13 protein-coding genes are annotated in these 12431 nt (G+C 64.0%); 8 read left to right on the plus strand and 5 right to left on the minus strand.

The window, feature by feature from the left end:
* Positions 1–32: 32 nt before the first annotated feature.
* The 3 genes from ilvC to ACDA63_RS12290 form a co-directional block, all read right to left on the minus strand.
* Complete coding sequence (gene ilvC, locus ACDA63_RS12280; protein WP_373663541.1) at positions 33–1049, minus strand: ketol-acid reductoisomerase; 1017 nt, start codon at positions 1047–1049, stop codon at positions 33–35.
* Positions 1050–1145: 96 nt separating this feature from the next.
* Complete coding sequence (gene ilvN, locus ACDA63_RS12285) at positions 1146–1637, minus strand: acetolactate synthase small subunit (RefSeq protein ID WP_373663542.1); 492 nt, start codon at positions 1635–1637, stop codon at positions 1146–1148.
* A gap of 269 nt (positions 1638–1906) precedes the next feature.
* The gene (locus ACDA63_RS12290; protein WP_373663543.1) at positions 1907–3616 is read right to left on the minus strand and encodes an acetolactate synthase 3 catalytic subunit; all 1710 of its coding nucleotides are present in this window, start codon (positions 3614–3616) and stop codon (positions 1907–1909) included.
* Positions 3617–3748: 132 nt separating this feature from the next.
* On the opposite strand from ACDA63_RS12290, the gene ACDA63_RS12295 reads away from it, so the two are divergent.
* Genes ACDA63_RS12295 through ACDA63_RS12310 form a run of 4 tightly spaced genes read left to right on the plus strand, consistent with a single transcriptional unit; the run spans position 3749 to position 5743 of the window.
* Positions 3749–4312 carry an RNA polymerase sigma factor gene (locus ACDA63_RS12295; RefSeq protein WP_373663585.1) on the plus strand — a complete coding sequence of 188 codons (564 nt, stop codon included), beginning with the start codon at positions 3749–3751 and terminating at the stop codon, positions 4310–4312.
* Positions 4309–4692, plus strand: coding sequence for a DUF3619 family protein (locus ACDA63_RS12300; RefSeq protein ID WP_373663544.1), 384 nt, complete (start codon positions 4309–4311; stop codon positions 4690–4692). The genes ACDA63_RS12295 and ACDA63_RS12300 overlap by 4 nt, the downstream gene beginning before the upstream one ends.
* A complete protein-coding gene (locus tag ACDA63_RS12305; protein ID WP_373663545.1) occupies positions 4665–5252 on the plus strand; it encodes a DUF3106 domain-containing protein in 588 nt (195 codons plus the stop codon). Before ACDA63_RS12300 ends, ACDA63_RS12305 begins: the two co-directional genes overlap by 28 nt.
* On the plus strand, positions 5249–5743 hold the full coding sequence (locus ACDA63_RS12310; RefSeq protein ID WP_373663546.1) for an RDD family protein: 495 nt from the start codon (positions 5249–5251) through the stop codon (positions 5741–5743). Before ACDA63_RS12305 ends, ACDA63_RS12310 begins: the two co-directional genes overlap by 4 nt.
* A gap of 12 nt (positions 5744–5755) precedes the next feature.
* Here the strand turns inward: ACDA63_RS12310 and ACDA63_RS12315 are convergent, their stop codons facing one another.
* Complete coding sequence (locus ACDA63_RS12315; protein WP_373663547.1) at positions 5756–7075, minus strand: polysaccharide lyase family 1 protein; 1320 nt, start codon at positions 7073–7075, stop codon at positions 5756–5758.
* Between the two features lie 115 nt (positions 7076–7190).
* Positions 7191–7919, minus strand: a complete 729-nt coding sequence (locus tag ACDA63_RS12320; protein WP_373663548.1) for a YebC/PmpR family DNA-binding transcriptional regulator — start codon at positions 7917–7919, stop codon at positions 7191–7193.
* Positions 7920–8049: 130 nt separating this feature from the next.
* On the opposite strand from ACDA63_RS12320, the gene ACDA63_RS12325 reads away from it, so the two are divergent.
* The 4 genes from ACDA63_RS12325 (at position 8050) to ACDA63_RS12340 (ending at position 12430) form a co-directional block, all read left to right on the plus strand.
* Entirely contained in the window at positions 8050–8703 is a 654-nt protein-coding gene (locus ACDA63_RS12325) for a hypothetical protein (RefSeq protein ID WP_373663549.1), read from the plus strand.
* A 134-nt stretch (positions 8704–8837) separates the two neighbouring features.
* Positions 8838–10355, plus strand: a complete 1518-nt coding sequence (locus tag ACDA63_RS12330; protein WP_373663550.1) for a helicase HerA-like domain-containing protein — start codon at positions 8838–8840, stop codon at positions 10353–10355.
* Positions 10356–10559: 204 nt separating this feature from the next.
* Positions 10560–11246 (plus strand): hypothetical protein, encoded by a 687-nt coding sequence (locus tag ACDA63_RS12335; protein ID WP_373663551.1) that lies wholly within the window; start codon positions 10560–10562, stop codon positions 11244–11246.
* Between the two features lie 287 nt (positions 11247–11533).
* Entirely contained in the window at positions 11534–12430 is an 897-nt protein-coding gene (locus tag ACDA63_RS12340) for a DMT family transporter (protein WP_373663552.1), read from the plus strand.
* Position 12431: the final 1 nt, after the last annotated feature.

The following is a 12431-nucleotide window of genomic DNA, read 5'->3' on the forward strand; positions in this document are numbered from 1 at the left end:
AAGGCCCGCATGCACGAGCCTGTACCGGTTTCTTAGTTCTTGCTTTGGTCGACCAGCTTGTTCTTGGCGATCCACGGCATCATCGCGCGCAGTTGGGCGCCGACCTTTTCGATCGGGTGCTCGGCCGTCAGACGACGGCGCGCGGTCATGGCCGGGTAGTTGGTGCGACCTTCCAGGATGAATTGCTTGGCGTATTCGCCGGTCTGGATGCGGGTCAGCGCCTTCTTCATCGCCTTCTTGGTCTCTTCGGTCACCACTTCCGGGCCGGTGAGGTATTCACCGTACTCGGCGTTGTTGGAGATCGAGTAGTTCATGTTGGCGATGCCGCCTTCGTACATCAGGTCGACGATCAGCTTGAGTTCGTGCAGGCACTCGAAGTAGGCCATTTCCGGAGCGTAGCCCGCTTCGGTCAGGGTTTCGAAACCGGCCTTCACCAGTTCAACCGCGCCGCCGCACAGCACGGCTTGTTCGCCGAACAGGTCGGTTTCGGTCTCTTCGCGGAAGTTGGTTTCGATCACGCCGCCCTTGGTGCCGCCGTTGGCTGCTGCGTACGACAGTGCCACGTCACGCGCCTTGCCGGACTTGTCGGCGTAGACAGCGATCAGACTGGGCACGCCGCCGCCCTTGAGGTATTCGGAACGCACGGTGTGGCCCGGACCCTTCGGGGCGACCATGATCACGTCCAGGTCGGCGCGCGGCACGATCTGGTTGTAGTGCACGTTGAAGCCGTGGGCGAAGGCCAGGGCCGCGCCTTCCTTGATGTTCGGCTCGATGTCGCGCTTGTAGACGTCCGGCTGGTTTTCGTCCGGCAGCAGGATCATGACGACGTCGGCGCCCTTGACCGCTTCGGCCACTTCGGCGACCGGCAGGCCGGCGGCTTCAGCCTTGCTCCAGGAGGCACCACCACGGCGCAGGCCGATGGTGACGTTCACGCCCGAATCCTTCAGGTTCAGCGCGTGTGCGTGGCCTTGCGAGCCGTAACCCACGATGGTGACCTTCTTGCCCTTGATGAGGGAAAGGTCGGCGTCCTTGTCGTAATAGACTTTCATTGCATTTCTCCAGTGCGATGCGTGCAGGGCGCACGGTCTGCGTCACGCCATCGGCATGAACCGCCCGACCGCACACGCCAGTCGGTATTCAGAAACTCAAATCTTCAGAATGCGGTCACCGCGGCCAACGCCACAGGCGCCGGTACGTACGGTTTCCAGAATCAGGTCGCGGTCGATTGCCTGGATAAAGGAATCGAGCTTGTCTTGCGCGCCGGTCAGTTCGATCACATAGCTGGAGTCGGTCACATCGACGATGCGACCGCGGTAGATATCCGCCATGCGCTTGATCTCTTCGCGGTCCTTGCCGATGGCGCGGACCTTGATCAGCATGAGTTCGCGTTCGATGTGGGCGGCCTCGGAGATATCCACGACCTTGACCACGTCGATCAGCTTGTTCAGTTGCTTGTTGATCTGCTCAATGATGTCGTCCGAGCCGCGCGTGACGATCGTCATGCGCGACAGCGAAGCGTCCTCGGTCGGGGCCACCGTGAGGGACTCGATGTTGTAGCCGCGTGCCGAGAAAAGGCCCGCCACGCGCGAGAGCGCGCCTGCCTCGTTTTCGAGCAGCAAAGAAATGACATGTCGCATAGCGTTTGTTCTCAAACCAGCCAGTGATCCGAACACTGCGCGATACAGCCTGCCGCAGGGCGACAGCCGCGCCGGGACGTGCCGGTAAGCACGCCACGGCGGAACGGACCGGGTGGATCCGTCCCCCGCACACACATCCGAAATGTTCAAACCCGGTCGCGGCGAGGTTGTGGTGACTGGTCGCGGCGGGTTTTTCTCATGCCTGCCAAGCTACCGGCAGGCTTTCAGAGCCTTCTATCCACCTGCGTTGCAGGCGGGCACAACGGTTTTCAGAGGTCTTCCGGCGCGAGGATCATCTCGGAGAGACCCTTGCCGCCCTGGACCATCGGATAGACGTTTTCCGTCGGGTCGATCTGGAAGTCCAGGAAGACCAGTTCGTCCTTGCGGCGGAATGCTTCGCGCAAGGCGCCTTCCACATCGGAAGGCTTGGTGATCTGCATGCCGATGTGGCCATAGGCTTCGGCCAGCTTGGCAAAATCGGGCAGCGAATCCATGTAGGACTCGGAATAGCGGTTGCCGTGGAAGAACTCTTGCCACTGGCGGACCATGCCCAGGTAACGGTTGTTCAGGCTCAGAACCTTGATCGGCAGACGATATTGCTTGCAGGTCGACAGTTCCTGGATGCACATCTGGATCGAGCCTTCGCCCGTGATGCACGCCACCGGCGAGCCGGGGTTGGCGAGCTGCGCGCCCATCGCGGCAGGCAGGCCGAAGCCCATCGTGCCCAAGCCACCCGAGGTCACCCAGCGACGCGGCTTGTCGAAGTGATAGTACTGGGCGCCCCACATCTGGTGCTGGCCGACGTCGGTGGTGACGAAGGCTTCGCCGTTGGTGACCTGCCAGAGCTTCTCCAGCACGTACTGCGGCTTGATGACGTCGTCGGAGTTGCGATAGGCCATGCAGTTGCGGCCACGCCAGGCATCGATTTGCTTCCACCATGCGCCGAGCGCGTCGGCGTTGGGGCGTTCGGCACCGGCTTCGATCAAACGGATCATTTCGTCGAGGACTTCGCCCACGTCACCGACGATGGGCACGTCCACCTTGACGCGCTTGGAGATCGACGACGGATCGACGTCGATGTGAACGATCTTGCGCGGCTCGGCGGCGAAGTGCTTCGGATCGCCGATGACGCGGTCATCGAAGCGCGCGCCCACGGCCAGCAGCACGTCGCAGTACTGCATCGCCATGTTGGCTTCGTAGGTGCCGTGCATGCCGAGCATGCCGACGAATTGCTTGTCCGACGCCGGGTAGCCGCCAAGCCCCATCAGCGTGTTGGTAACGGGGTAGCCCAGCAGACGCGACAGGCGCGTGAGCTTTTCGGCCGCATTGGCCAGGACCACGCCGCCGCCGGTGTAGATCATCGGGCGCTTGGCTTCGAGCAACAGTTGCGCCGCCTTCTTGATCTGGCCGTGATGGCCCTTGACCACCGGGTTGTACGAGCGCAGCTCGACGGTCGACGGGTATTCGAAGTCGCAGCGCTGTGCGGAGATGTCCTTGGGGATATCGACCAGCACGGGGCCGGGGCGGCCGGTTGCCGCCAGATAGAAAGCCTTCTTGATGGTCGAGGCGATGTCGCGCACATCCTTGACCAGGAAGTTGTGCTTCACGCACGGACGGGTGATGCCGATCGTGTCGACTTCCTGGAAGGCGTCCTGGCCGATGGCGCTGGACGGAACCTGGCCGCTGATGATGACCAGCGGAATGGAATCCATGTAAGCGGTGGCAATGCCGGTCACCGCGTTGGTGGCGCCGGGGCCGGAAGTCACCAGCGCCACGCCGACCTTGCCGGTCGTGCGGGCGAAACCGTCAGCCGCGTGGACCGCAGCCTGTTCGTGGCGCACCAGCACGTGGCGCACGCCGTCCTGCTCGAACAGCGCGTCATAAATGAAGAGTACCGCTCCACCAGGATAGCCGAATACGTACTCGACCTTTTCTTCCTGGAGACACCTCACTACAATCTCGGCACCCGTCAAAGTCATTGCGCTAACCCAGCCGACAGCTTTAAAAAGAACCCGTTACGTTACCGGGGCATGGCCGATTGGTCAAGGAGCACGGCCTGTCGAACCCCGGCCGCTCCTGATGCGGCGGGCGCCCTATAAGAAGAATCTGCTCTGGCTTCTCTCGACGAACTCTCCGATTTTCTTGCCTCGGTGGAACGCCGCGCGTTCCGCCAGGCGCAGTTCGCTCTGAGGGATGACGAGGCTGCGCTAGACGTCGTCCAGGACGCCATGATGCGCCTGACCGAAAAATACGCCCACAAGCCGGCGGCGGAACTCCCCCTGCTATTCCAGCGCATCCTGCAAAACGCAGTGCGCGACCATCACCGTCGCAGCAAGGTCCGCAACCTCTGGGTCTCGCTCTTGTCTGCCTTTACGTCGCGCGAGGACGAGGACGGCGATCCGCTGGACACGATGGAGCTTGCTGCGGAGCATGGCGCAAGCCCGACGCCGCACGGCGAATTTGAACAAATTCAAACGCTTGCGTTGATCGAAGAAGAGATTCAGCGACTGCCCGCTCGTCAACGCGAAGCCTTCCTGATGCGTTACTGGGAGGAGATGGATATTGCAGAGACGGCCGCCGCCATGGGGTGCTCCGAGGGCAGCGTTAAAACGCATTGCTCCCGCGCCACCCACACACTGGCCGCCGCCCTGCGAGCCAAGGGAGTGACTTTATGAACGAGCTGGAACAACGCGCCTTCGGCCTGAAGGTCCGCAACAAGCTCAACGGCAGCACCGCCCGCATGGAGCCGGAGCTGACGGAGCGCTTGCGCGTGGCACGCGAAGCCGCTCTGGCACGCGCCCGGGCGGCGCAACGCGAGCCGGTCCTGGCGGGCTTTGGTCATACGATCGCCGAATGGGGCCGCGAAGCCTGGCGTCCGCTGGCGGTGGCCGCCCTGCTGGCCGTGCTGGCGCTCGGCTTCGACCACTGGCAGACGATCCAACGCGCCCGCGAACTCGAAGAGGTCGACAGCGCGCTGCTGACCAACGAACTGCCGCTGGACGCTTACCTCGATCACGGTTTCTATCGATGGCTGCAAAACTCAGACGCGCGCTGATCGGTTTGGCGATGGCCCTGTGCTGCGTCGGCGCACAGAGTGCATCGACGCCGGCATCCACGCCCCAGCCCGCTGCATGGCGCAGTCTGACGCACGAGCAGAAAGCCCTGCTCGCACCGCTCGCCGGCGAGTGGGATGACTTCACGCCGGTACGCCAGCGCAAATGGCTGGGCATTGCCAATCGCTACCCGACCATGACATCGCAAGAGCAGGCCAAGCTGCGTAGCCGCGTGGCCGACTGGGCGAAGCTGACCCACGAAGAGCGCGAGGCGGCACGCGCACAGTTCAAGAAGATCCAGGCCCAGCAAACGTCCGACGCGCCCAGCCTGCAGGAACAATGGCTGCGCTACGACGCGCTGCCGGCGCATGAGAAGGAAAAGCTCAAGCAGGCGCCGCGCACGCTGGGCACGACGACCAATCCGCTCAAGCCGCTGAGCGCTGCAACGGCGCATGACGACAAAACGCCCGTACAATCGGGCTCCGAGCCGCCGGCCTTGCCGTCAGACGCATCTGCCGGCGCCCCCAAGGTCGCCAACGACACACCCGCCGCCACGCCATGAACCCAGCCACGCCGACTTCCGCCCCTGCGAATGCCACAGCCATCCGCACGGAAGTCGAACTGGCCTCGCTGCGCCGTCGCCTGGCCAGCATGTTGTATGAAGGCTTGCCGGCCTTCGGCGTCATGGTAGTAGGCGGCCTTCTCCCCATGACCATCGTCGGCATGACGTTTCACGTCACGCCCCCCGGCTGGTTCCTGTGGCTCTACGTCTTTGTCCTGATGGGCTGTTACTTCGTAACGGTGTGGCGCAAGGCCGGGCAGACGCTGGCCATGCAGACCTGGAGCCTGCAACTGGTCGACGCCGCCACAGGCAAGGCACCTTCCCTGCGCCAATTGATCGTTCGCTATACCCTGGCCTGGCCGTCGCTGGTGCTGATCCTGGCGGGCGTGGGCATCCTGTGGGCGGCCTTCGTCGATCGTGACCGACAATTTGCGCACGACCGACTCGCCGGCACCTGCCTGGTTTTCAACCCGCGCCGCAAAACCCGGTAGTCCCGCTGCGGACTACTCGACCTCTCGCGCCAACCGCGCCAGCCATTCATCGACGCCCGTGACGGGCACATCCAGCCGACGCACAACCGGTGCGACGGTCGGATAGCCGCCGACTTCGTCCTGACTGTCGATGCGGGCCCCCTTGCCGGCGCGGATGTCGGCGACCAATCTCGCATCGACCGTGTCGCGATCGCGAGGACGCGCACCTGCGTGGGCGAGGACAGCTTCACGCACCGCCGAAGCCGGCAGCGGCGACAGGCCCGCCACCCACGACGGCGCCGATTGCAGCCGCGTCACACCCGGGCCGGTCTGCGCCGCTGCACGGCCATTGCGATCGAGTGCGATGTTGTCGTCGACGTAGGCGTTGCCGTTGTTGAACCCGGAGCCGACCAGCGCCACATTGCCCGCCGTATTGACGCCGTACTGCAACACGTTGCCCACCACGCTGATGGACGGAGCACCCGGCAACGTCCGCCCCTCCCACTCTTTGGGGTTGTAGCCGACGCGCACTGCCCAGGTGCCTGGGTTGTAGATGAAGTTGTTGACCACCACGCCCGTGCCGTTGGCCTTGAACCACGGATTGCGGTCGTTGTTGTGCGCGTACAGATTGCCGATGACGGCGACCTCCTGCACGTTGTCGTGAATGAGCGTCCCCATCGAATGCCGCCCCTTGGTGTGCGGCCCGTCGTAGAGGCCCTGGGCGATGATGTTGTTGCTCAGCGTGACGTGGCGCGCGGTCCCGGCCGGCCCGTCGTAACGCTCGCCGGACACCGACAGGTTCTCATCCGTGCCCCAGGCGAACGAGCAATGGTCGACGACGACGTTGTAGGCATTCTTGCCGACGATCGACACGTCTCGCTCGAAGCCGCTCTTCCTGGCGGCCCCTGCGTCGCCGATACGAAAGCGCACATGGCGCATGATAACGTCATGCGTGCCGATGTACATGCCGCCGCGAATCAGCGTGATGCCGGGGCTCGGCGCCGTCTGGCCGGCGATGGTGACGAAAGGCTCGCGCAACGCCAGATCCTTCTTGTCCAGGTCGATCACGCCGCCCACCTCGAACACAATGACGCGCGGCCCGCGCACCTCCAGCGCCGCTCGCAGCGTTCCCGGACCTTCCGACGCCAGGCTGGTCACCTTGATGACGCGCCCGCCCCGCCCTGCAACGGTTTCCGAGCCGTAGCCGACGGCCCCGGGAAAAGCGCGCGGGCCGACGGGGGCATCATCCGCCAGCGTCAGTACGTTCGTCGGCGTAGCGGACGGTGCACTGCTGCACGCGACCAAAGCGAACAGGGCGAGCGCGCCAGTGCCGGCCAGGATCGATTTATTCATGGTTGTCCCCGTCTATTGTTTTTCGTGCGCCATGCGCTGCTGCGCCTGGACACCGAATGCAAAAACGCCCGGGCGGTTTCCCGGCCGGGCGTTCCTGTCAATTCAACACCGCGCGTCAGACTTCGTCGATTTCGGCGGAGGTATAGACGTCCTGCACGTCGTCGAGCGACTCCAGCGCGTCGAGCAGCTTCTGCATCTTGATGGCGTCCTCGCCAGTCAGCACGGTTTCGTTCAGCGGCTTCATGCTGACTTCGGCAAACTCCGGCTTGAAGCCGGCCTTTGCAAGCGCTTCCTGAACGGCCGGCATTTCGTACGGCGCCGTCAGCACTTCGATCGAACCGTCTTCGTTGCTGACGACATCTTCGGCGCCCGCTTCGAGCGCGGCTTCCATCAGCGCATCTTCGTTGGTGCCCGGCGCGAACAGCATCTGCCCACAGTGCTTGAACTGGAAGGCCACGCAGCCGTCGGTGCCCATGTTGCCGCCAAACTTCGAGAAGGCATGACGCACATCGGCCACGGTACGCGTGCGGTTGTCGGTCAAGCAGTCGACCATCACGGCTGCGCCGCCGATGCCATAGCCTTCGTAGCGAGCCTCTTCATAGGTCACACCGTCGAGCTCGCCCGTACCACGCTTGACCGCACGATCAATGTTGTCGCCCGGCATGTTCTCGGCCTTGGCCTTATCGACGGCCAGACGCAGACGCGGATTGAAGTTCGGGTCGCCCCCACCCATGCGGGCGGCCACGGTGATTTCTTTGATCAGCTTGGTGAATACCTTGCCCCGCTTGGCGTCCTGGCGGCCTTTACGGTGCTGGATATTGGCCCATTTCGAATGCCCGGCCATGGTGTCCTCGTCTTGGTTCGTTCAGCGCAGAGGGCGGGATTATACAGCCGCCGGTCTGGCCGGCGACGGGTCCGACATTTGCGCCTTGCTAGAGTCCATGCGAATTTTCTGTCATCGCGGAGATCGCATCATGCCTGCCTGCTGGCGCCTGCTGTGTCTGCTTGTCGTGCTGGGCTGCGCCCGCCCGGCGCTGGCTGACACGCTGTATACCTATGACGGATGCACCGACGCCCGCGGCGGCGCCATCGCCTCGGTGGCCGACCCGGGGTTGCCGCTGGTGGCGGCCAGCGCCATCGTCGACGGCAAGGTGCATGTGCGCTACAACCCGGCCGTGCTGCCACGCCTGCTGCCGGAGAGTCGATTGTTCCTGTACGCGCACGAGTGCGCGCGCCACACGCTGGGACTGCCCGACACGGGCACATTGACGCCCGAGCAGGCGCGGCGCGCCGACTGTGCCGCCGTCGCCACGCTCCGCCGCTCCCACCTGCTCGACGCGCCGGACGCACTGGCCGCGCTGCAGGTGGACCTCGTGTTCTCGCCACAGGAATGGGGGGCCATCCCCGGCCCGCAGCGCACCTTCGATCTGGCGTCATGTGACGTCGCCAAGGGCACCGGGAGCGGACAACTCGGGTTGCCGTCGCCAGACGCGCCGCGCAGCGATCGCTGGAATGCCTGCGTGCAATCCTGTGCGGCGCGCTCCTTCAGTTGCGAGCAGCAAAGCGGCCGCAATGCAGCGCGCTGCACGAGTGCCTACGATCAATGTAGCGCCCATTGCACGCCCTGATCCCGGGCTGAGCGTCGTAGCGAGAGATCGCGCCTCGAGCCGTGGGACAGTGTGATCAGCATTGTGCGATTCTTCTGTTGCCAAGCCCACGGGCGCTGCCGTAAGTTCGCGGACACTGCAACCTGGAGCACACCATGAGTGAACCCCTCGTCGTCGCCAAAGCCCATGGGACCGATCTGGCCCTGCTGCCGGCGCTGGCCAACCGCCACGGACTGATCGCCGGCGCTACCGGCACCGGCAAGACCGTCACCCTGCAAAAGCTGGCCGAGTCGTTTGCCCGAGCTGGCGTCCCGGTCTTCATGGCCGACGTGAAGGGCGACCTTTCCGGCATCGGCGCGCGAGGCGAACTCAAGCCCAAGATCCAGGAACGCCTGCAATCGCTGGGCGTGACGGATTGGGAGCCCGAAGCCTGCAAGATCACCCTGTGGGATGTCTTCGGCGAGGCCGGCCACCCGGTGCGCGCCACCGTGTCCGACATGGGCCCGTTGTTGCTGGCGCGCCTGCTGAGCCTGAACGAAGTGCAGTCCGGCGTACTGCAGTTGATTTTCCGCATCGCCGATGACAACGGCCTGCTGCTGCTCGACCTCAAGGACCTGCGCGCGATGGTCCAGTACGTCGGCGACAACGCCAAGCAGTTCACGACGCAGTACGGCAACATTTCGACGGCATCGGTCGGCGCCATCCAGCGCGGTTTGCTCGCCCTCGAAGCCCAGGGCGGCGACAAATTCTTCGGCGAGCCGATGCTCAAGATCAGCGACCTCATGCGTACCGACACGCAAGGCCGGGGCATGGTGAACATCCTGGCCGCCGACAAGCTGTACAACTCGCCAACGCTGTATGCCACCTTCCTGCTGTGGCTGCTGGCCGAGCTGTTCGAGCAACTGCCGGAAGTCGGAGACCTTGAAAAACCCAAGTTGGTGTTCTTCTTCGACGAGGCCCATCTGCTGTTTACCGACGCACCGCCGACGCTACTGCAGAAGATCGAGCAGGTCGTGCGCCTGATCCGCTCCAAGGGCGTGGGCGTCTACTTCGTCACTCAGAACCCGCTGGACATTCCGGACACCGTTCTCGGGCAACTCGGCAATCGTGTGCAGCACGCACTGCGCGCTTTCACGCCGCGCGACCAGAAGGCGGTCAAGACGGCAGCCGAAACGCTTCGCCCGAACCCGGCCTTCAGCGCCGAAGCCGCCATTACCGAACTCGGCGTCGGCGAAGCACTGGTGTCGTTCCTGGATACCAAAGGTACGCCGACCATGGTGGAGCGCGCCTTCGTCATTCCGCCGGCGTCGCGTATCGGGCCGCTGTCGCAGGACGAGCGCAACGCCGCGATCAACAATTCGCCGGTTTACGGCCAATACGAAGACGTGCTCGATCGCGAGTCCGCCTACGAAAAGCTAAGCTCCGGCACCCTGGCCGCCCCGAAGGCGACCGGTGCGGCGACATCGGCCCAGGATCAGAACGCCAGCGCCGACGGCGGTCTGCTTGGCGGCGCGCTGGGCGAAGTTCTCTTCGGCAAGACCGGCCCGCGCGGCGGCCATCATGACGGCATCGTGCAGACCGCGGCCAAGAGCATGGCACGCACCATGGGCAACCAGGTCGGCCGCCAGATTCTGCGCGGCGTGCTGGGCTCGATCTTCGGCGGACGCCGCTGAGGCAGGGCGCATTCAATCCTTGGCCGGCCCATGAGGCCGGCCGGCCCTCCTATACTCACGCCACGACGCCGGCATTCGCGCATGCGACGCATGTGCTGGCGCCGCACGAGCATTTGTCATATATCAAATAAGGCAAGGCCGCACACAGGAATCATTCTCAATATCGATTCCACCCTCCAATTCTTGCTACCTCCCCGACAGACCATGCGTCACTTTGCCTGCGCCGCCCTCGCCGCCTGCTGCATTCCCGTTGCCCATGCCGGCCGCCCTCTCACGACCGACGACGCGGGCGTACTCGATCGCGGCACGTTTGAACTCGAGTCCTTCATGTTCCGGCAGACCGAGCGCGATGCGCCACGCACGGACGGCTGGCACCTGCAACCCAGCATCGGCCTCGGATTGAACACGCAGATCGGCATCGGCTACGGCAGCGACACCGCCGATGATGAACGCTCGTGGAACCGGCAGATCTACGGCAAGACCTTCATCAAGGAACTCACCGACGACGCATTCGGCATTGCGCTGTCATACGGCGCAGGCGACAGCAAGCTGCCGGGGGATTCGTTCCGGTACGACACCGCGTACGTGAATGGCATCGTCACCGTGCCGGTGGCATCTTGGCTGCTGCATGGCAACCTTGGCTGGTCGCGCTCGCGGCTGAACGCGTACAACGCTACGACCTGGGCGCTGGCGGCGGAACGTCCGGACGCCTTCGGTCCTGTCGATGTCGCGTTCGAAATATGGGGCGATGACCACGCCGCCGCCTGGGGTCAGATCGATGCGCGGTGGAACGTGATTCCCGGCCGTCTTTCGCTGGATGCTTCGTTCGCGCAACAAACCGACAGCAAGCGCGTGCGAATGCTCACGCTGGGCCTGAAGCTCACCTACTGAGTCCGCGCGCGGCAGAGCTTTATCCAACGCCGTGTTCCTGCAGCTTGCACATCAGTGTGCGCCGACAGACGCCACGCCAGCGCGAGGCGAATCAGACGTGCCTCGGTACGCTTGAGTTCGTGGCGCAGCGACATCCCGTCCTCTTCGGAAACAGAGCACGCGGAGTGGAGGCACTTGCACCCGGCAGTGCAAGTACATTCCGCACGCACTGGCTGAAGATCCTGGCGCAATGCAACAATGTCGGGCAAGACCGGTCAATCCTCTGACCGGGATCGCCTCGCTCATGCATGATGAATAAACCCACCCTCGGCATCACGTTCGCCTCGCTCGGCGCGTTGGGATTTTCCTTCAAGGCCGTCTTCATCAAGGCCGCATACGTATACGGCGTCGACGCAGAGACGCTGCTGGCATTGCGCATGGGGTATTCGCTGCCCTTCTTCATCGTGATGGGCGTAGTGGCGGCGCGCAGTCAGCCGATGACGCTGGCGCGCAAGGATTGGGGGATGCTGGCCTTGCTGGGTGTGCTCGGGTACTACCTGGCGAGCTACCTGGACTTTCTCGGTCTGCAGTACATCTCCGCCGCGCTGGAACGATTGATCCTCTTCCTGTACCCGACTTTCGTCCTGTTGCTATCCGCCGTTTTCCTGAAAAAGCCCATCACGCGGAGCGCGATCATGCCGCTCGCGCTCTGCTACGGCGGCATCACCATTGCGGTAGTGGGAGACGGCCGGTCGGCATCCGGTGGCGGCCAAGGCGCTCTATTGGGAAGCGCGCTGGTGGTGGCCAGCTCGCTGGCCTATGCAATCTATCTGATGCTATCCGGCCAGATCGTACGCAGGCTGGGATCGCTGCGCGTCACGGCGTACGCCACGATGGTCGCGTGCGCATTGAGTCTGATCCAGTTCGTCTTGATCCGACCGCTATCGTCGTTGGCACAGCCATGGCAAGTGCACGCGCTCAGCGTCTGCATGGCCATATTCAGCACGGTGTTGCCGATCTGGTTGGTGGCGGAAGCAATCCGCAGGCTCGGCGCCGGCCCGGCTTCAATGGTCGGCTCGCTCGGCCCGGTATTCACCATCATCCTGGCCGCGGTGATTCTTGGAGAGCACATTGGCCCGTGGCAGATAGCGGGCGCCGCACTGGTGATCGTCGGCGTCAGCCGCGTCTCGCGCATGAAGGCCTAGC

The sequence above is a fragment of the Uliginosibacterium sp. sgz301328 genome, from assembly GCF_041807905.1.
GTDB lineage: Bacteria > Pseudomonadota > Gammaproteobacteria > Burkholderiales > Rhodocyclaceae > JBGVSA01.